Origin of the sequence: Pseudomonas fluorescens group sp. (assembly GCF_020093335.1) — a bacterium.
GTDB lineage: Bacteria > Pseudomonadota > Gammaproteobacteria > Pseudomonadales > Pseudomonadaceae > Aquipseudomonas > Aquipseudomonas petroselini.
This window is the reverse complement of sequence record NZ_JAIOKW010000063.1, coordinates 1-18,996: the sequence shown is the minus strand read 5'-3', so window position 1 is coordinate 18,996 and position 18,996 is coordinate 1. Positions and strand designations below refer to the sequence as shown.

Genomic DNA, 18,996 nt, shown 5'->3' with positions numbered 1-18,996 from the left:
TCAAGAACCATACTTGCAGCACGTTGCTTGAACTCGCGGGTGTAGGTCTTTCGCTCTTGCATGGAACCTCCTGATTGGGCGAATCATATCGCCCTTAAGAGGTGTCCGGGATCATTAGGCCAGTTCACTTCCGATGATCGCTCGCAAGACGTTGCAGCCCTCAAGGCCTCAGAAGGAATCCGTTTCGGACATTGTAGAGTTCGGTAATTTGACTGCTCGCCTGCCGCTATGAGTCGAATGCCAGATCGCAGCTCGACGTTGCACTTAAAGCTGTCAAGGTTGCCTAATGCCCTAGGCAGCGTCCGATCCGAAACTGCCATTGCGTCTTTTACACGCCGAGACCAGAACGGCTTGGGCTTGGATTCGTTCGAACCTTTCGTGGATGGTTCAGTGCAGAATTTGCGCGATGGTTTGCGCGACAAAAGCCGACCATGCAAAGAGATTCTCCGACGCTTGTTCGCTCTCGCTGAGCCAGTACGTCCTGGCACCCATAAAATATCCCCTGACATTGATCCGTAAGTGGCAGCCATCGGCTAGGCGTGAATCACACGCCCTTCAGTTAACATCGATGCCAGGATAAAGATCCGCAGGTGGGTGGTAATCGGGATCTTCAAAACGACTATTGTTGTAATGCATTTTGGCAGTAGGCCCCTCGCCTTCGTACGTCACCTCAGAATTGGGAGTCAGATGCCATCCGGTCCCATCTTTGTCGCGTTCGATTAGCGACGGATACAACGTACATGTCCCGCCCGAACCGGATGTCAGCATGAATTGGTAATAGCGTCCGGCTTGGAGCGTGAACTTCGCCGAGACATAGCAGTAACGAGTGCGTGTCCCGTGGATACGCCAGCGGCTAAATCTGTGTCTCGTGCCCAAGAAGCCTCGCAATAACCGTACATATTTCTGGAAACTGTACAAATCCCTCGCGGTCGAGAAAATGTCCCCCACCACTAACGACTTCTTGCTCGGCTTTGAGGTTGCGGGACAGTTCGATAGATGCTGCCGGCTCAACAATTGAATCGTTGTCGGAAAACAGCGAGATGATTTTCTGTGTACGACGGCAAACTTCCGCGTGGTCCAGCGGTGCATCTGTGAAGGCGTGTAGCTCTGGCAACGTAGACACCGTTCTATCGAAGCCGGAGACCAGCAAGACTCCGCCAGTTAGGGTGTGTGCGGGTAAGGACAACAAGTGCCGTAGAGCAGCGATGCATCCAAGACTATGCCCTATGAGGATCGTGTTTGTGTCAGCTGCTGGCAGTGATTGCTGCAACGCCAATGCCCATTTTATTGGATCAGGATTGAACGAATCAGGCATAGCTGGAATGCTAACTTGCGCGCCTTGCTCCCGTAGCACCTCCGCCAACCAAGGAAACCAGTTCACATTGGGCGAGGCAGTATAACCATGCACAATTACAACGTGTTTACCGTCATAGCGGTTCGATGTTCTGTTGGCTGCATGCATATTGGGTATCAGAGATCAGCGGATTGATCGGTCGCTGATACTACACTTTCTGCTTTCGGCCGGCGAGGATGTCACAGCTGATAAATTGAGCGATCTGGATGATTCCCTGCAACGCGTGTCGTGGTATGCGTCCAATCGCGGCCATCGGCAATGCGGTTGTAATCTAGGGCTGATGGCAATTCGTGGCCGTCAATGACCACGACTCGTGCTGGTCACTCCGTTGAAAATGGCTGGTCAAATGCGATGCAAACGAGTGGTCAAGTGAGGGCCAATTTCGCATGAGTGACACAAGGCCTGATTTCGGCAAACTCGCCCTGCCGCAAGAAGCGATGCAGTCGTGTTTTTTGCGGCACAGGCGGCAATGGCAATGGATCACTGATTTGGATGTGGCGGATGGCTCCTAGGTGACGTCTGCGCATAAGCAGCTTCCTTGGTATACCGTTGTCGTACGCTTTTCCGATCATGCGAAAATGTCAGCGTAACCGTCCACTTAAGTCAGTCGACCTACCTGTAAAGATCCTAACAAACCAAACCGTCGAGGGCGTGGGTGGCTCACAATCACACTGCGATTTATCGGGCTGGCGAGTTGGAGGGCTGATGGGTTTTCGCGAGCAAGCTCGCGCCTACAGGCGTGAGATGTCGGGGGGACGTATGCATAGCGCCAGGTCAGCGCCTTTCCAGCCAGGCAAGCCTGAGCATTTCATGTGCCCCGGTCGGTTACGAGGCACATGGTAGCTCCCTTCAGCCACCGATATCCTGAGGCAACGCCAAGTAGAACGATAAGGCACCAAAATATACTGGCGAGCGTCTGCTTCTGGCCGAAGCACCGCCTCCGATCAGGCTTGTTTGACGCCGTTGGGTAACATCAGCAGGCAAGCATCAGCAACGGCATGGGCAAACGGGGCGAAGTCCTCGGTATTAGCGGCGATGATGTTATCAGTCGCGCCATGGACGCCCGCATAAATGAGCAATGCCACAACGTTCGGATGTTCTGGCGCCCAATTGCCGGCCAGCTTGCCCCCTTCAATAATCGCAAGCAATTGCTCGAGAATAGCGTTCTTCGAGCCGTTGGCACGATCATGATGGTGGTGGTTCACGTAGACGATATCGTGGATACGATATGTCTTGACGTAGGTTTCGATGTTGGCGTGAATCCAGGCGCGAAGACGCTCTTCCCAGTCATCGGCAGCGCAGCGCGCCATTGCATTGTCCAGGCTGAGCATGAAGCGCTCGGTATAGCGCACGGCCAGAGCGTCAAGCATTTCGTTCTTGGAAGAAAAGTAGTGATAAAACGTGCCCTTGGCCACTTGAGCTGACTCAACGATCTCGTTGATCGTGGTGGCCTCGACCCCCTGAGCTAGAAAAAGCTTCTCGGCTGCCGCCATCAGTTCATCCAGACGTACTTCGGCGGGTTTGGTCCGGGGCTTGGGAGCACGTTCTGTCGCCGGAGCTTTTACGGGGGCTTTGGTTTTCATCGTCTCGTTTCAAACAATTCGTCAAAGGAAATCAGTGTAAAGGAGGGAACCAATCGAGGTGGGAAAAAGTTGGAATGATCCATTGACCGACGGTCAGTCGGCAAATATCATGAGGCATGAACATTGATCGCTCCGCCTCAGATAACCCGGTCACCCGCCGCTTTCCCCGCATAGCGGCGCTATGTGCAGCCTACCTCGGCACGTTTCTCGCTACGCTGGATATCAGCGTCGTGAACGTGGCACTACCGACACTGCAAGACGCGTTGCAAACGGATATTTCCGGTCTTCAATGGGTCGTCAATGCATACACGATCTGTTTGTCAGCCTTCATGCTGTCTTCGGGGCCAATCGCCGATCGTTATGGGCATAAGCGGGCCTGGCTGGCAGGTGTAGGGGTGTTTACTGTCGGCTCAGCAGTTTGCGCTATGGCATCCAACCTGGATTTACTGCTGTTCGGGAGGGCGGTGCAGGGAGTCGCCGGTGCGCTTCTGATCCCGGGTGCCCTGCCAATTCTCAGCCATGCATTTCCAGACGCTGAAGAGCGTGCTCACGTCATTGGTGGCTGGTCGGCGTTCAGCGCATTGGCGCTTATCCTGGGGCCATTGCTGGGTGGCTTGTTGCTCCATGGCATAGGTTGGCAGAGTATTTTTGTTATCAACCTGCCTCTTGGGATGATTGCCATAGGCCTGGGCATCTGGGGGATCAGGGAGCACAAACAGCAAGCGCGCACAGCGCTGGATCCGGCAGGGCAAGTGCTCAGCGTCGTGTGTCTTGCCAGCCTGACTTATGGGCTCATCAGTATCGGCCAGCCGGGCTTGAACTCTTTGATACCCATAGCGGCGCTGGCAGTTGCCCTGGTGGTGTTTATTTTGTTTATGTTTGTAGAGCGGTGTGTAGATCGACCGTTATTGCCACTTTCGCTGTTTCGCAGGCGTTCGTTTGCCGTGGTCAACCTGGCCTCTTTTACCCTGGGTTTTTCGTACTACAGCTGCCTGTTCTTCTTCTCGATCTATTTACAGACGATTCAAGGCTTGTCAGTGGTTGAAACGGGTTGGCGAATGATGCCGCAGTTTCTGGTCACCGGCTGCGTGTCGATTTTGTACGGGCGCTTGAGCGCAGTGATGACATCGCGAAGACTTCTGGTGGCCGGTTATGGCGTGACGGCGCTGGCGATGTCTACCATGGTGACCTTCACAGCACATACCCCTTATTGGATTGTGGGCACCCTGTTCGGGCTTCTGGGGCTCGGAGCCGGTCTCGCAGTACCTGCCACCAGCATGGCGGTTATGACCGCCGCACCGATTGATCGTATGGGGGTGGCCTCTACCACGATGAACGCGTTGCGTCAGATGGGCATGACAATCGGCGTCGCCTTTTTGGGCACGCTCATGAGCAGCGAGGCGTCACGAGTGCTAGCTGCCGCGCTGCGTGATCAAGGGGTAGCCAAAGCGCCTGAGATTGCGCGGTATGTGATTGCTCATGGTGTGGCATCAAGTGACTCGCTGATTGTTTCTACACTTTTTGTTCCCGCGATGGAGCACGGGTTTCATGTGGCAATGATGGTTTCCGGGCTCGCCTGTGCACTGGTGGCCCTGATGCTGTTAATCACCTCTTTTGAGGCCGACACCTTGCCATCGCCCCCACCGAAACACACAGATGGCGGCTGACTTTGCTTCAGAGTGGAGCCAGCCTTGAAATTCACCTGCAGTTCTGTGGTCTGTACAACAATCCCGTAAAGGACTGTTTTATGTCTATTCGCCGTACCCTCTGTTTCCTGACGCTGCCGTTGTTCGCAGGTTGCCAGTATTTGCCCCACACCAACTACTTCACCGCGCCCGAAAACGAGCCCAATCCTGCCTGGGTACGTATCGTCGACTACACGCAACATGCCGAAGTTTACCAATACGAAAACGGTAAACGTTCGGGCGGCGCTGTTCGCACCGGCCTCCTGCCGTTCACCCATACACAAGACGTGGGCATGCCCAAGGCAGGGCAAGACCTCACATGGGACTATTACGAAACGCGGATCCGACCCGGTATCGAAACGCAGGTGGATCTTTTCTGGGAGGGGTCACGCACTCGCTCCTGCCACATCTCGACGAAGTTTACTCCCCAAGCCGGACTCTATTACCAGTTCAGGCTGACATCCGGCTCATCAGGCAGCTGTAGGGTGTACGCATCGCTGATTGAGCGCGACACAGAAGGAAACGGTTGGCATCTCACGCCGAATCCGCAGGTGACCTACAACGGTGATGGACCGACGGCCCAAACCTATTACCAGAACAGTAGGTTTGAGGACCCCGATTATCATCCACCTGAAGCTCTGTATCCGGGGATGGACATTTACTAGACAGGTGCACGACTACAAGGAATCGTTAATTGGCTAGCGCGAAATACTTCCGAACGCTCGGCGAGCGAGCCTCAGAAGATGTGTTCGCATGGGCGGCATTTGTCGCGCAAACAGAATTCCAGTGGAAAGACACAGCGTCAGTCCAGGACGCCGTCGCCTGGCAGCGTATTTGGTTCGAGCTTGAAATACTCAACGGGCTTGCGTTGGCGCATTGGGAGGATGAGGGAAAGCCTATTAACTGGTCGAGCCGCTGGAATACCGACTATCGACAAGAAGCGGCGGCCCTGGCGAATGACTTGCTGGAGCTTTTGTGCGATGCAGAATCATCTGGAGGCTGAACCATCACGCTGGTCTCACGCAAAGTGCCCAGAAGTCGGATTGCGGCGAACAACGACCCGACGGTCAGCTCAATAGGCATCTAAACCGCTCTTCAGGGAGTTTCTCTGCAAAAATCGCGTCGGCTTTCAGCAGCACACCCTCAAATATGCCAGCTTATCCATCCCCATCCGCGCGCTTGTGCAATAGAGCATTTTATAAACCGCTCACACCGTATTGTTCCTCACTGCGTTGATGCTCTTTTGGCTGATACTGCGCGTAGAGGTTGTAGAGTGATCACGGGATGACTGCTTCTGGCCGATGACTGCCAGTCGTCACCGGCAGCTATCGACCCAAAGCAGCCCATCGCATGAGGCAGAAAACGGCCAAAAGCATCCGGTCAGTCTGGTCCTAGCTGAGGAAGCTGACGCTTGGATCTGTCTATACAGCCATGGGCAGTTCATTATTTTGAGGGGGCCGAGCTTAAGTTTTGTGCAGCGGTGTGCCCAAAAGGTACTTTCAGCGGTTGGTATACCAATAGTTTATAAAACCAAAGTCTTCAACAAAATCGGTCAGAAGTGGGTATTCACTCTCGTGAAAGCGCTCTGGGGTGTTTACAGTTCGTCTGTCTAATAATTACCAAAGTTATTTTTTTGCTGTGAAAACTGACTTGGCGATATGCCATGCCAGCGCTTGAATGCCTGGGAGAAACTTGACAGGTCGCTGAAACCTAAGCGTTCAGCGATCTCAGTCAGGTTGTGACCGTCCTTTAGCAGATTGATGGCGTTGCGACTGCGGACGTCGGCGAGCAGTTTTCGGAATGTTGTCCCTTCCTCTTTTAATCTGCGTTTGAGTGTGCGCGGGCTCACATGTAGTAGTTCGGAAATGCTGGATAGATCGGGCATGCCATTATCCGGGGTGTTCAGGTAGTGCTGCACCAATGCCGTCATCCCGGCGTGTGCGATGCGACGTTGCATCAGTTGCGTGCACATCTGTTCGCACATCGAAACAGTCACCGCGTTGGCTTGAGGTAAAGGGAGACTGAGAAAAGAGCGATTAAAGGCCAAGCTGTTGCTATTAGCCGCGTACGAAGGGGCACACCCCAGCACTTTCACATTGTCAGGGATAGGCGGCGGCTGCTTGCTCAGGCAGAAGCGTGATAACGAGAAGTCATTGCCGCCCAGTTCCTTTAGCAACAGCGCAGCCGCTGACATGTCGCGGGTCAATAGAAATTCGCGTAGGTCCGGTGCTAATCCTAGAACGGCAAAGGTCAGCACTCCTTCATCGCCTTGTTCCTCATAGGCGACCACCGTGAACGCGTAGGTCAACGGCAAAAAGCGCAGCGCCAGGGCCAGCGCATCGCCGACGGTTGCACTGCTAATCAGACCGTAACCGAATAGGCCGTAGGTCGAGAAGTGATAGCGCGTGCCGACTTCGAAACCTAGCCCCGCAGCATGGCCTGATAAACGCAACAGGTTTTCGGCAACGCGCAGCTCCTGGTCGGCAGTTAACTCCAAATTCGGATCGGTCAATTGAGCCAACGTCAGTCCCGAGCCGAGCAAAATCTTTTCAGCCCGAAAACCTTTTTCATCGCCGAACTCAACCATCAGCAAGGTACTGGTCGGACCCCGAAGAAAATTCCTAAAGCTCATACCGAGGTGCCTTCGATGAAAACATTGGCCCAAATAATAAAGTAGTTGTCCCGTTGCAGCATTCGGATCTTTAACAAGGCGCGTCACCATTGAGTCGCACGGTTCGCCGTTCCAACAACAATAAAAGGTCACCGCAGCGCCTGGTCAAGCCAGGTCGCGCGTTTGCGAAGCCGCAAACGCCGCTCTGCCTTGCCCAAGGAATAACAACCATGAAAAAGACTTTCGATTTCATTGTCGTCGGCGGAGGTTCCGCTGGTTGCGTGGCGGCCGGACGGTTGTCCGAAGATCCGGACACCAGCGTCTGCTTGCTGGAAGCGGGAGGGGAGGGACGGTCCAGTCTGGTCCGTATTCCTGCTGCGACAGTGGCCATGGTACCGACCAAGGTGAACAACTGGGCCTTCGACACTGTTGCGCAGGCCGCGCTGCTAGGACGTACGGGGTATCAGCCGCGAGGCAAGACGTTGGGCGGCTCTTCGTCGATCAACGCCATGATTTACGTGCGTGGGCATCAGTGGGATTACGACCATTGGGCTTCTCTGGGCAATCCTGGCTGGGGGTACAAGGACGTCTTGCCGTATTTCCTGCGCAGTGAGCATAACGAGCGCCTTGATGATGCCTGGCACGGCAGAGACGGGCCGCTATGGGTCAGCGATTTGCGCTCCGACAACCCCTTTCAGCAACGTTTTCTGGAGGCTGCCCGCGAGACCGGGTTGCCGCTCAACGACGACTTTAATGGGGCAGAGCAGGAGGGGGTCGGTGCCTATCAAGTCACGCAAAAACATGGCGAGCGCTACAGTGCGGCACGCGCTTATCTGCTGCCCCACATTGGCGTGCGCGATAACCTGAGCGTTGAAACCCGCGCCCAAGTGCAACGCATTCTGTTCGAAGGTACTCGTGCTGTGGGTGTGGAGGTGTTGCAACACGGACAGGTTTACGTCCTTCGAGCTCGGCGTGAAGTGATCCTTGCCGCAGGTGCGTTCCAGACCCCGCAGTTATTGATGCTCTCCGGCGTGGGGCCGAAGGTGGAGTTGCAGCGCCATGGCATCCCGTTGTTGCACGAACTGCCGGGGGTCGGGCAAAACCTGCAGGATCATCCGGATTTTGTCTTCGTCTACAAGACAAACAGCCTCGACGCCATGGGCGTTTCCCTGGGCGGCTGCCTGAAAATATTGAAGGAGATCTGGAGATTTCGCCAAGAGCGTCGCGGCATGCTCACCTCTAACTTCGCTGAAGGGGGAGCGTTTCTCAAAACCTGCGACACATTAGACAAACCGGATATCCAATTGCATTTTGTCGTTGCCCCGGTCGAAGACCATGCGCGTACCTTGCGCATGGGGCACGGGTTATCGTGCCACGTCTGTCTATTACGCCCGCGTAGTCGCGGCAGCGTTACGTTGGCGAGTAACGATCCACAAGCGGCACCGCTGATCGATCCGGCGTTTCTGAAAGATCCGCAGGATCTCGAAGACATGGTCGCGGCATTCAAACTCACCCGTCGTCTGATGCAGGCTCCTTCACTGGCCAAGTGGATCACACGGACCCTGTACACCGAAGGGGTCGAAACCGATGAGCAGATTCGCACTCTGCTGCGTGAGCGCACCGATAGCGTCTATCACCCCGTGGGCACGTGCCGAATGGGCGATGATCCATTGGCCGTGGTCGACGCTCAACTGCGCGTACACGGCTTGCAAGCTCTGCGCATCGTCGACGCATCAATTATGCCGACCCTGATTGGCGGCAACACCAATGCGCCTACGATCATGATCGCCGAGAAGGCCGTGGACTTGATTCGTGGTCTCCCGCAGACGCATTCGTCCGCCCGTTTCGAAAACGCCGTCGCTGCTAAAGAGGTGCCTCATGTCACAGCCTGAAGCGCAAGTCGATAATCAAGCGGACAAGCCCCTGAGCGCCATTATCATCGGTACGGGGTTTGCCGGCATAGGTATGGCCGTGGCCCTTCAAAAGGCAGGGGTGAAGGACTTTCTGATCCTGGAGAAGAAACTCGATGTTGGCGGCGTCTGGAGGGACAACAGTTACCCCGGTGCCGCGTGTGATGTGCCTTCGCATTTGTACTCGTTCTCGTTCGAACCGAACCCGGAATGGAGCCGGGTGTTCGCACCTCAGGCCGAAATTCATGCCTATCTGCGTCGTTGCACAGAGAAGTACGGGTTGCATCCCTCCATTCGTTTTGGCGCTGAAGTGTTGTCCGCTGAATTCGATGAAGCCAACTCGCTCTGGCGTGTGATTCTAAAAGACGGCCAGGTGCTGAGTGCTTCCCTGTTGATCAGTGGTACCGGCCAGCTCAGCCGTCCGGCATTCCCCGCGCTGTCGGGTATGGAGCGCTTCAAGGGCCATGTGTTCCATTCAGCGACCTGGGACCATGATTATCCGTTGGCCGGTAAGCGGGTGGCGGTGGTCGGTACCGGTGCGTCGGCGATTCAGTTCGTACCGGCGATTGCCGCAACTGTCGGGCACCTGAAAGTCTTCCAGCGTTCGCCGGCGCACCTGATGCCACGGCCGGACCGCGCCTACTCCGAAAGGGAAAAGTCGCTTTTTCTCAGAATGCCGGGGTTTATGCGCGCCTACCGCGCTCTAATCTATCTGCGCTACGAATCACGCGCGCTGGCCTTCACCCGTTTCAAAGGCCTGATGAAGTGGGCGGTGGGGGTCCCGTTTCGTCGATTACTGGCCGAGCAAGTGCGCGATCCGTCGTTGCGACAGAAGTTGACGCCGGATTATCCGTACGGCTGCAAACGTATTCTACTGTCCAGCGAGTACTTCAAGACCATGAGCCGGTCCAATGTGGAGCTGGTGACGCAGGGAATTGCGCGGGTCAACGAGAGCGGTATTGAGACCGTTGACGGTGAGCGACATGAGGTGGACGCGATCATCTACGGCACCGGTTTTGCGGCAACCAAGTTCCTGGCGCCGATGCGTATCGTCGGACGTGGGGGGGTGGACCTGAACTATGCCTGGCGCAATGGTACGCGTGCCTATCTTGGGTTGACTGTGCCCGAGTTTCCGAACTTCTTCATGTTGTACGGACCGAACACCAATTTGGGGCACAACTCAATCGTTTATATGCTGGAGAGTCAGATTTCTCATGTCATGCGTTGCTGGCGTATGCTCAAGGACACGGGTGCCAATACTGTCGAAGTTGATTCGAGCGTGTATCAACGCTTCCACAGGCGTACTCAGCAGCGCCTGGCCGCTACGGTATGGAGCGGCTGCAAAAGCTGGTACGTCGATGCCTCCGGTAATAACAGCACTAACTGGCCGGGTTTCACACTCAGCTATCGCGGGTTAACTCGTTTTTCAGGCTTGCACACCTATCGTTTCAGCCGTCCGTTCGACGGTGGTTCGACCATAGCAGCCCCCACGGGGCTAAAGGAAAAGCTGAGTGCTGGGTTCTTAAGGCTGTTTTTGCGCACCACATTCCGTTCACTGATCGGTCCGGGCTTGAGCGCTGCGGCGCAGCGTAAAGTGGTGCGCGTGTTGTCGGCATTGATGCCGGGTACGCAAGGTGTGTTTCAGTATCGTCAATTGGTCAATAACGTACCGGTGCAAGTAGTTGCTCCTAAGCAAGGCGAAAACGGTGGGGTGATCCTGTATTTGCACGGTGGGGCGTTTTGTGTGGGGTCGCCGCATACTCACTGGAGCATTACAAGCCGTCTTGCCAGGAGCTCGGGTATGTCGGTGTGGGTGGTTGATTATCGATTGGCACCGGAGAATCCGTGTCCTGCGGGGCTCGATGATGCGTTGCTCTGCTACGAGGCGCTGAGGGCTCAGGGCTATACACCCTCACGGATTTTCCTGGCGGGTGATTCAGCCGGAGCTTCGTTGGCGCTGTGCCTGGCGCTAAAACTACGCGACATATACGTTCGCTTTGCCGGCGCGCTGTTATTGATGTCGCCGATGGTCGACCCACGTCTTAGCGGCACCTCTATGTCCTCGCGCAAAAAGCAAGATCCGATGATCAGTCGAGGCTGGCTGGAGCAGGGGTTGAGGTGGTATGCCGGTGAGCTGATGGAGCAGCCGCTGCAGGTCAGCCTGAAAGGGCTACCGCCGATGATGGTTCAGGTCGGCGACGATGAGTTGCTGCTGTCCGACTCCACTCGCTTAGCCGAGCACGCCATCTGTAGCGGAGTCGATTGTCGTGTGGAGATCTACATGACGCGGTGGCACGTCTTTCAATTGCAAGCGTTCTACCTGCGTTCAGCGGCAAATGCGCTACAGGCCATAGGCAGTTTTGCGCAGGGGCAACTGCCCCGCTCAGGAGAGCAGCAATGAAACCCTACGTGCTCAACGGCCGCGTGGTGGCTATCACGGGCGGTGCCGGCGGCCTTGGGTTGGCTCTGGCCAAGGCGCTTCGCGCCAAAGGCGCCCGGATCGCGCTGCTTGACCTCGATGGCGCGGTTGTAGATGAGAAGGCTCGTGAGCTGGGCGGAACCGATGTCGCAGCTGGCTGGCAAGCAGATGTCTGTTCTCTGGATAGCGTCGAAACAGCCATGGCTTCGGTCGTTCAGCATTTTGGCGGAATCGATGTGGTGATTGCCGGCGCAGGCATCTACGTCGTCGACTCCATGGCCACTATGGAACCTCGTCTATTCGAGCGCCACACCGACATCAACCTCAATGGTGTCTTCCGTACGTTCCGTGCGGTGCTGCCTTACGTGAAGGAGCGTAAGGGCTATCTCATGGCGATCTCATCAATGGCTGCATTCATCCATGGCCCGCTCAGCGGTCACTATGCGGCTAGCAAGGCGGGGGTCTGGGCGCTGTGCGACAGTGTCCGACTTGAGGTACGTCATCTTGGGGTCGGCGTAGGATGCGTGCACCCGACATTTTTCAGGACCCCAATGATGGATGCTGTACAAGCTGATCCAGTCGGGAACAAGGTCTGGGGCGGAAACGAGAGGGGGCTATGGAAAATGATTGGACTCGATGATGTCATCGTCAGCATCGTCAAGGGTATCGAGCGTCGTTGTGACACTGTGATTATTCCCAAGCGCAATACTTTAGTTGCATGGTTGCCAGGCATATTTCGCCGTGTGGTCGAAGCAGTCGGCTTCAAGGATGCGGATATTGTCGAGACCATCCGACTCGCCCAGCAAGCACGCGGCGGAAAATAGGAAAGCTTAATTTCCTCTTGACCCCAACCAATATCTTGATACCAATGACTGCTGATGGCCGATTGCTGCCTGTCGTGAGGGGCAGCAAGCGGCCGTCGGGTGTCTACGAAACCCGGGGCGAATCATTGAGCTAGGGCAGCTCATCCGCCACCGACAAACAACAGTCAATTGCAATCACTGCCCGCATTAGATCATTCCTCAATGATGGAAGCGTAGCGCTTATTACTGAGCTGTTTCGCTTGGACATATTTAGGAAAGTTGCCAATACGGCGTCGGAGTGCTGAACCAGACGGGCTAGATGCTCACCACGAGGGCCACAAGTCCCTTTCAGCCAGTTTTTAGCAGTACGTTCGTTTGCATTCGTCCACTTCATCAATGTCTTCACGGCCTGGTGCGTGGAGCCCAACTCACTTTGTAATGCTGCCGCAAGTCCCGACGCATAGTCTTGTTTGTCCGGAAAAATTTTGCCTTTTTTAGGAATCATTTTTCCCCCTCAAATCCTCTATGGTTGAAAGACACCGCTTGCTTAAGTAGCAAGTAGATTGAATGCGTCCCGATGGCGCACTCCCAGTGTGGATGCACGCAGGGGCTATTGCGTATGCGTAGTGGTAAAAGTGCTAAATCAGAACACTCACGCCGAGAACCAGGTTTGGCAGCGGCGTACGTCCGGATGTCCACAGAGCATCAACAGTACTCAACTGAAAACCAGCTCGACACCATCAAGGTTTACGCAGCCGCGCACTCTCTCGAAATCGTCAAAATTTATACCGACGCAGGAAAAAGCGGCCTTCGCCTCGAAGGCCGGGACGCGTTAATTCAACTGTTCAGCGATGTTGAAAGCGATGTTCTTGGTTTTTCGACCATTCTCGTCTACGACGTCAGCCGCTGGGGGCGCTTTCAAGATCCGGACTTGGCCGCCAGCTTCGAGGTCCGTTGCAGACAGGCAGGTGTGTCGGTTCACTACTGCGCGGAGCAATTTTCCAATGATGGCTCGCCCGTATCTAATATCGTCAAAAGTCTGAAGCGCATGATGGCGGGCGAGTACAGCCGGGAATTGTCTGTCAAAGTCTTTGCGGGCCAATCCCGCCTCATACAGTTAGGCTTTCGGCAAGGGGGAATAGCGGGCTACGGGCTTAGGCGTCAATTGGTGGACGCTGCTGGCAACCCTAAAGCAGAACTAGCGCTTGGCGAACACAAAAGCATCCAAACCGACCGTGTGAGACTTATTCCCGGACCACTGGAGGAAGTTGCAACTGTTCATTGGATCTATCAGCGTTTTGTTGAAGCGGGTTACTCAGAGGCCGAGATAGCCCAACAACTGAATAGTCGAGGACTTCAGAATGACCTAGCCAGGCCTTGGACCAAAGGGGGAGTTCATCAAATCCTGACCAACGAAAAATACATCGGCAACAATGTCTGGAACCGGTCCTCCTTCAAACTTAAACAAGAACATGTGAGGAATGATCCCGAACAATGGATACGCGCTGACGGTGTCTTTCCCCCTTTAGTTGACAACATACTATTCGCCGCAGCCCAAGAAATCATCCAGTCGCGCAGCTACCGCATGTCCGACGCCGAAATGTTGGAGAGGCTTAAAAAGCTATACGAGAAAGCGGGTTATTTATCCGGCATGATCATCAACGAGTCTGACGACTGCCCTTCCACCACAGCCTATACATCCCGGTTTGGCAGTCTTCTGCGTACCTACTCGCGCATAGGCTATACCCCTTCGCGGGACTACGGCTATGTCGCCGCCAATCATCAGCTTCGGTTGATGCATCCTCTCCTGCTGGCTCGAACCGTAGAGCATATTCAGCAAGTCGGAGGAAGAGTTGCAATCGACCCAACCAGCGACCTGCTTCTAGTCAACGAAGAGCTTTTGATTTCTCTCGTCCTGTGTCGCTGCCGGCGCGCTGACTCGGGCACGAATCGCTGGAAAATACGCTTCGATCTTGGTCTTTCACCTGATATCACCGTTGCCGTTCGAATGGAGCCAGGGGAAGAAATCGCCCGCGATTACTACATCCTGCCTACCCTTGATATTCAACAACCCAATATTAGTCTGAGCGAGTCAAACGCCTCCAATCTGGAAATCTATCGTTACGACAGCCTCGAAGCACTCGCGCAACTTTCTCGTCGAACGGTCGTGGGGAGAGCCGCATGAATATGCCGCACCATCCTCGTAGCCCACTACATGTTGGGGAAGCAACGACTATCCTAATGGTCAGCCTGGATCGTATCCGCGTCCTCAATCCTCGCGCGCGTAATAAACAAGTGTTTGCCAAACTTGTCGAAAACATTTCGAACCTAGGCCTGAAACGACCGATTACGGTTACCCCAAGCAGCGACCAAGACAACTCTGATTTTTTCGAACTAGTGTGCGGGCAAGGTCGATACGAAGCCTATTGCGCCTTGGGCGAGCGCGAAATTCCCTGTGTCGTCGTCAGTGCCAGTGAAGCCGACCGGTTTCTAATCAGCCTGGTCGAAAACTTGGCCCGCCGTAAGCACACGAACAAGGACCTGCTCTACTCTATTCAAATTCTGTCTGATCGCGGATACACCACCAAACAGATCAGCATGAAGACCAGTCTGGATCCCACTTACATCAACGCAATCCTTCTACTTTTACGTCAAGGAGAAGAGCGGCTCATCTCAGCAGTCGAAAAAGGCTGGTTACCCATCACACTTGCGACAATGGTGGCTAGGTCGAGTGATACGGAAGTACAGGTCGCGATGGTGGAAGCTTATGAAACGGGCCTCTTGAAGGGAGAACAGCTGATTAAGGTGAGACGCCTCATAGATAGGCGTCGATTTTCAGGAAAAAACTACGGTCAAAAGCGATCAGCCACCGAACAATCAACGACGCCTCAAAAACTTTTGAGTACTTATCAGACCGAAGTCAGGCGCCAACGAGTCATGCTCAAAAAGGCCGATATCAATGAGCAGCGAGTATTGATCATCGTTACTGCTATGCGCCGACTGCTGGCCGACGACTATTTCTGCACCCTACTACGCAGCGAAAATATCGCAGACATGCCTAAGTCGCTGGCTGACCGTATTCAAGGAGAGGCGTGATATGGGCCAAGTGAAACAAGGCTTTGAACGGCAGATCATCCCAATCCCCGTTGACCGAATCCTTCCGACCCGATCTTTGGACAAAGATATAGAACAGACAAAAAAATACTTAACTATCCTAACTTCGATTAGGGAGTTGGGCGTTATTGAGCCGCTGGCAGTGCATCGACAGCAGACCAATGTGGAGGGGACCGCAGCTTTCGTGTTGCTAGACGGCCATCTACGCCTGCATGCACTTAAAGCGCTGGGCGCCACTGAGGCACTGTGCTTACTCTCAATCGATGACGAAGGTTTCACATATAACCGGCAGATCAACCGCCTAACGCCTGTGCAAGAGCACAAGATGATTCTCACCGCTGTGCGTAAAGGCATTTCCCCCGCCTTGATAGCAAAGGTTCTGGGTATCAATGTAGAGAGAATCCATGATCGACAGCGCATGCTCGATGGCATCGCGCCCGAAGTAGTAGAAATGCTTAAAGTCAAAATGGTCAGCCAAGGAGTATTTCGCACACTGAGAAAAATGAAACCCATGCGCCAAATCGAAACCGTGGAGCTCATGGTATCCGCCAATTGCTTTACCCAAACTTACGCCGAAATGGTACTTGCAGCTTCACGGCCGGACATGTTGATCGAAAAAAAATCCAAGCTGTCCGCAGAGGTCAGCGTCGAGGAGCTGGCGAGGATGGAGCGCGAGATGGAAAAGCTCTTTCACGATTACAAGGTCGTGGAGGACACGCTGGGGGAGACCATGCTGTTTTTAGTCGTTGCCAAGGGTTATCTCGCTCGTCTGCTGCGCAATGAAACCATATCGGGCTACTTAAAGCGTTGCCACAGCGAACTTCTAGATGAACTAGCTGCAATCATGGAGGCAGTTAGCTCCGACGCAAGGAAGCCTGAGCGAGAGTGACGAACCGACCTGGCGAGAAGATAGAAAGCTGTACCAACCACAGGAACTTGCCAATTACTTGGCAATATTCAGGACATTTTCTGATAGTTCGGGATAAACCTAGAGCATATGTCAGCAACTCCATACCTACTGTCTCAATGACTGCACTGGGCTAGTTGCCGACTGGCATTCCTAGTAAGCGGATGGCGAACACACCTACCGAACTCCAGTATTTAGGGCGATGGTGTCCGCGTATTTTAAGCGGACGCGATGACCCTTATCGCCAGGATTTCCATGCGCCAACGCAGCTCTTACCCCAAACCATTTAAAGCCCAGGTCGTCCAGGAATGCTTGCAACCTGGAGCGACGATTTCCAGCGTAGCCATCCATCACGGCATCAACGCCAACGTGATCCGCAAGTGGCTACCGATTTACCGGGATCAATCACCCGCAACTCTGCCGGCCTTCATCCCCGTACAAGCTGCACCCAAGCGCGCAACAGAAGAGACGGTGATCATCTCACTGGTTCTGGGCGATAAATCCGTCACCGTAAAATGGCCAGCCTCAGATCCGGACGGCTGCGCGTGTTTTATCCGTGGCCTGGCCCAATGATTCGTATCGACTCCATCTGGCTCGCCACCCAGCCCATGGACATGCGGGCCGGCACTGACACTGCACTGGCCCGGGTGGTTGCCGTGTTCGGTGCGGCGAAGCCGCACTGCGCCTACCTCTTTGCCAACCGCCGGGCCAACCGCATAAAGGTGCTGGTGCATGACGGCGTTGGTATTTGGCTAGCGGCGCGACGCTTGAATCAGGGCAAGTTTCATTGGCCGGGCATCCATCTTGGCGCGGAGGTCGAACTCGACCCCGAACAACTCCAGGCGCTGGTACTTGGATTGCCTTGGCAGCGAGTAGGTGCAGGCGGCGCAATTACATTGCTCTAATACCTGGCTTATAGCTGTGACCGGAGGACTGCTTTGGTAAAATCCACGGCATGACTTCTTTGCCCGATCTCGATCAAATGCCCCCTGAACAACTGCGCGCGCTGGCTGCGCAGCTGATGTCCAAGGTCGACACCATGGGCAGAAAGATCCATCGTGATGAGACGATCATCGAGCAGCTCACCCACGAAATCGCCATTCTCAAGCGACACAAGTTTGCTAAGCGCAGCGAGCAGATCAGCCCGGCGCAAGGCAGCTTGCTCGATGACCTGCTTAATACCGACCTTGAAGCCATCGAGGCCGACTTAAAAGCACTTCATCCCGCACCCGCGCAGATAGAACCACGCCAGCAACCCAAGCGTGCGCCGTTGCCGCCGCAGTTCCCGCGCACTGTGATCCATCACGAGCCGGACAACACTCAGTGCGCTTGCGGCTGTCAGCTTCAGCGCATCGGTGAAGACGTCAGCGAGAAGCTGGACTACACGCCGGGCGTGTTCACCGTCGAACAGCACGTTCGTGGGAAATGGGCCTGCCGGCAGTGCGAAACACTGACCCAGGCCCCGGTGCCGCCGCAGGTGATCGACAAGGGCATCCCCACTGCCGGCCTGCTGGCGCAAGTGATGGTGGCCAAATTCGCCGACCACCTGCCGCTCTATCGACAGGAAAAGATCTTCGGCCGTGCCGGCCTTGCCATCCCGCGCTCGACACTAGCGCAGTGGATGGGTCAAACCGGCGTGCAGCTTCAGCCGCTGGTCGATGCGCTGCGCGAAGCAGTGCTGGCCCAGCGCGTAGTCCACGCCGATGAAACACCGGTACAAATGCTGGCTCCAGGAGAGAAGAAAACCCACCGCGCTTACGTCTGGGCCTATAGCAGCACGCCATTCTCGGCACTCAAGGCCGTGGTCTACGACTTCAGCCCCAGCCGTGCCGGCGAACATGCGCGTAACTTCCTGGGCACGTGGAGCGGCAAGCTGGTCTGTGACGACTTTGCCGGCTACAAGGCAAGCTTCGAGCTGGGCATCACCGAAATCGGCTGCATGGCCCACGCGCGCCGCAAGTTCTTCGACCTGCACGTCGCGAATAAAAGCCAGTTGGCTGAGCAGGCGCTTCACTCGATTGGCGGGCTGTACGAAGTCGAGCGACACGCTAAGGAAATGAGCGACGAAGACCGTTGGCGATTACGCCAGGAAACGGCGGTGCCCATCGCTGAAAAACTGCATGAGTGGATGCTGGCCCAACGCGAACTTGTGCCCGAGGGCTCTGCTACGGCCAAGGCCCTGGATTACAGCCTTAAACGCTGGGTAGCGCTGACGCGCTACCTGGACGATGGTGCTGTGCCCATCGACAACAACCAGATCGAGAACTTGATCCGGCCGTGGGCGCTTGGGCGGTCGAACTGGTTGTTTGCTGGGTCGCTGCGCAGCGGCAAACGGGCGGCGGCGATCATGAGCCTGATCCAGTCGGCACGTATGAACGGGCATGATCCGTATGCTTATCTCAAGGATGTGCTGACGCAGCTGCCGACGCAGCGGGCCAGCGAGATCGAGCGACTGCTACCACATAGCTGGGCGCCTGCTTAGCTACAGGTAAAGCTTTGCTGGTTTCAGCCGAAACATTCCGAACGGAGAAAAAACTGGCTACGGCAGGCTACTACTGAACCATCCTGGGCTCTATCAGACGTCGACTTCATAGAACGTTCGCCTTGGAT

General features: G+C 55.1%; 16 protein-coding genes. 12 read left to right on the top strand and 4 right to left on the bottom strand.

Features of this window, described 5'->3' with window-relative positions:
• Positions 1–853 precede the first annotated feature (853 nt).
• Complete coding sequence (locus K7431_RS29935) at positions 854–1,462, bottom strand: RBBP9/YdeN family alpha/beta hydrolase (RefSeq protein WP_003192641.1); 609 nt, start codon at positions 1,460–1,462, stop codon at positions 854–856.
• 836 nt (positions 1,463–2,298) lie between these two features.
• Positions 2,299–2,937, bottom strand: coding sequence for a TetR/AcrR family transcriptional regulator (locus K7431_RS29930; protein WP_003192639.1), 639 nt, complete (start codon positions 2,935–2,937; stop codon positions 2,299–2,301).
• Positions 2,938–3,053: 116 nt separating this feature from the next.
• Between K7431_RS29930 and K7431_RS29925 the strand changes: the two genes are divergently transcribed.
• From K7431_RS29925 to K7431_RS29915, 3 genes are all read left to right on the top strand, one after another.
• Positions 3,054–4,604: an MFS transporter gene (locus K7431_RS29925; protein ID WP_015885950.1), complete on the top strand. Its 1,551-nt coding sequence runs from the start codon at positions 3,054–3,056 to the stop codon at positions 4,602–4,604.
• A gap of 80 nt (positions 4,605–4,684) precedes the next feature.
• Positions 4,685–5,287, top strand: coding sequence for a hypothetical protein (locus K7431_RS29920; RefSeq protein ID WP_003192635.1), 603 nt, complete (start codon positions 4,685–4,687; stop codon positions 5,285–5,287).
• 29 nt (positions 5,288–5,316) lie between these two features.
• Positions 5,317–5,625, top strand: a complete 309-nt coding sequence (locus K7431_RS29915) for a hypothetical protein (protein ID WP_015885952.1) — start codon at positions 5,317–5,319, stop codon at positions 5,623–5,625.
• A 606-nt stretch (positions 5,626–6,231) separates the two neighbouring features.
• On the opposite strand, the gene K7431_RS29910 is transcribed toward K7431_RS29915, so the two are convergent.
• Entirely contained in the window at positions 6,232–7,254 is a 1,023-nt protein-coding gene (locus K7431_RS29910; protein ID WP_043205926.1) for an AraC family transcriptional regulator, read from the bottom strand.
• Positions 7,255–7,463: 209 nt separating this feature from the next.
• Here K7431_RS29910 and K7431_RS29905 point away from each other — a divergent pair, with 209 nt between their 5' ends.
• The 3 genes from K7431_RS29905 to K7431_RS29895 are packed head-to-tail and all read left to right on the top strand — an operon-like array spanning position 7,464 to position 12,386.
• Positions 7,464–9,125, top strand: coding sequence for a GMC family oxidoreductase (locus K7431_RS29905; RefSeq protein WP_003192627.1), 1,662 nt, complete (start codon positions 7,464–7,466; stop codon positions 9,123–9,125).
• On the top strand, positions 9,112–11,544 hold the full coding sequence (locus tag K7431_RS29900) for a flavin-containing monooxygenase (protein ID WP_043205928.1): 2,433 nt from the start codon (positions 9,112–9,114) through the stop codon (positions 11,542–11,544). The genes K7431_RS29905 and K7431_RS29900 overlap by 14 nt, the downstream gene beginning before the upstream one ends.
• Positions 11,541–12,386: an SDR family NAD(P)-dependent oxidoreductase gene (locus tag K7431_RS29895; RefSeq protein ID WP_015371099.1), complete on the top strand. Its 846-nt coding sequence runs from the start codon at positions 11,541–11,543 to the stop codon at positions 12,384–12,386. The genes K7431_RS29900 and K7431_RS29895 overlap by 4 nt, the downstream gene beginning before the upstream one ends.
• A gap of 130 nt (positions 12,387–12,516) precedes the next feature.
• On the opposite strand, the gene K7431_RS29890 is transcribed toward K7431_RS29895, so the two are convergent.
• Complete coding sequence (locus K7431_RS29890; protein WP_080567217.1) at positions 12,517–12,870, bottom strand: hypothetical protein; 354 nt, start codon at positions 12,868–12,870, stop codon at positions 12,517–12,519.
• Between the two features lie 114 nt (positions 12,871–12,984).
• On the opposite strand from K7431_RS29890, the gene K7431_RS29885 reads away from it, so the two are divergent.
• The 6 genes from K7431_RS29885 (at position 12,985) to tnpC (ending at position 18,868) form a co-directional block, all read left to right on the top strand.
• Positions 12,985–14,550 (top strand): recombinase family protein, encoded by a 1,566-nt coding sequence (locus K7431_RS29885; protein WP_015885956.1) that lies wholly within the window; start codon positions 12,985–12,987, stop codon positions 14,548–14,550.
• On the top strand, positions 14,547–15,461 hold the full coding sequence (locus K7431_RS29880) for a plasmid partitioning protein RepB C-terminal domain-containing protein (RefSeq protein WP_043205933.1): 915 nt from the start codon (positions 14,547–14,549) through the stop codon (positions 15,459–15,461). The genes K7431_RS29885 and K7431_RS29880 overlap by 4 nt, the downstream gene beginning before the upstream one ends.
• A 1-nt stretch (position 15,462) precedes the next feature.
• Positions 15,463–16,368: a plasmid partitioning protein RepB C-terminal domain-containing protein gene (locus tag K7431_RS29875; protein WP_015885958.1), complete on the top strand. Its 906-nt coding sequence runs from the start codon at positions 15,463–15,465 to the stop codon at positions 16,366–16,368.
• Between the two features lie 249 nt (positions 16,369–16,617).
• Positions 16,618–16,959 (top strand): IS66-like element accessory protein TnpA, encoded by a 342-nt coding sequence (gene tnpA, locus K7431_RS29870; protein ID WP_080567218.1) that lies wholly within the window; start codon positions 16,618–16,620, stop codon positions 16,957–16,959.
• Positions 16,956–17,291: an IS66 family insertion sequence element accessory protein TnpB gene (tnpB, locus tag K7431_RS29865; RefSeq protein WP_015885960.1), complete on the top strand. Its 336-nt coding sequence runs from the start codon at positions 16,956–16,958 to the stop codon at positions 17,289–17,291. The genes tnpA and tnpB overlap by 4 nt, the downstream gene beginning before the upstream one ends.
• A 50-nt stretch (positions 17,292–17,341) precedes the next feature.
• Positions 17,342–18,868 (top strand): IS66 family transposase, encoded by a 1,527-nt coding sequence (gene tnpC, locus K7431_RS29860; protein ID WP_015885961.1) that lies wholly within the window; start codon positions 17,342–17,344, stop codon positions 18,866–18,868.
• Positions 18,869–18,996: the final 128 nt, after the last annotated feature.

Bases quoted from the DNA above. Each gene is read 5' to 3' on its own strand.
- K7431_RS29935 (WP_003192641.1), bottom strand. From the start codon at position 1,462: ATGCATGCAGCCAACAGAACATCGAACCGCTATGACGGTAAACACGTT.
- K7431_RS29930 (WP_003192639.1), bottom strand. From the start codon at position 2,937: ATGAAAACCAAAGCCCCCGTAAAAGCTCCGGCGACAGAACGTGCTCCC.
- K7431_RS29925 (WP_015885950.1), top strand. From the start codon at position 3,054: ATGAACATTGATCGCTCCGCCTCAGATAACCCGGTCACCCGCCGCTTT.
- K7431_RS29920 (WP_003192635.1), top strand. From the start codon at position 4,685: ATGTCTATTCGCCGTACCCTCTGTTTCCTGACGCTGCCGTTGTTCGCA.
- K7431_RS29910 (WP_043205926.1), bottom strand. From the start codon at position 7,254: ATGAGCTTTAGGAATTTTCTTCGGGGTCCGACCAGTACCTTGCTGATG.
- K7431_RS29905 (WP_003192627.1), top strand. From the start codon at position 7,464: ATGAAAAAGACTTTCGATTTCATTGTCGTCGGCGGAGGTTCCGCTGGT.
- K7431_RS29900 (WP_043205928.1), top strand. From the start codon at position 9,112: ATGTCACAGCCTGAAGCGCAAGTCGATAATCAAGCGGACAAGCCCCTG.
- K7431_RS29895 (WP_015371099.1), top strand. From the start codon at position 11,541: ATGAAACCCTACGTGCTCAACGGCCGCGTGGTGGCTATCACGGGCGGT.
- K7431_RS29890 (WP_080567217.1), bottom strand. From the start codon at position 12,870: ATGATTCCTAAAAAAGGCAAAATTTTTCCGGACAAACAAGACTATGCG.
- K7431_RS29885 (WP_015885956.1), top strand. From the start codon at position 12,985: ATGCGTAGTGGTAAAAGTGCTAAATCAGAACACTCACGCCGAGAACCA.
- K7431_RS29880 (WP_043205933.1), top strand. From the start codon at position 14,547: ATGAATATGCCGCACCATCCTCGTAGCCCACTACATGTTGGGGAAGCA.
- K7431_RS29875 (WP_015885958.1), top strand. From the start codon at position 15,463: ATGGGCCAAGTGAAACAAGGCTTTGAACGGCAGATCATCCCAATCCCC.
- tnpA (WP_080567218.1), top strand. From the start codon at position 16,618: ATGACCCTTATCGCCAGGATTTCCATGCGCCAACGCAGCTCTTACCCC.
- tnpB (WP_015885960.1), top strand. From the start codon at position 16,956: ATGATTCGTATCGACTCCATCTGGCTCGCCACCCAGCCCATGGACATG.
- tnpC (WP_015885961.1), top strand. From the start codon at position 17,342: ATGACTTCTTTGCCCGATCTCGATCAAATGCCCCCTGAACAACTGCGC.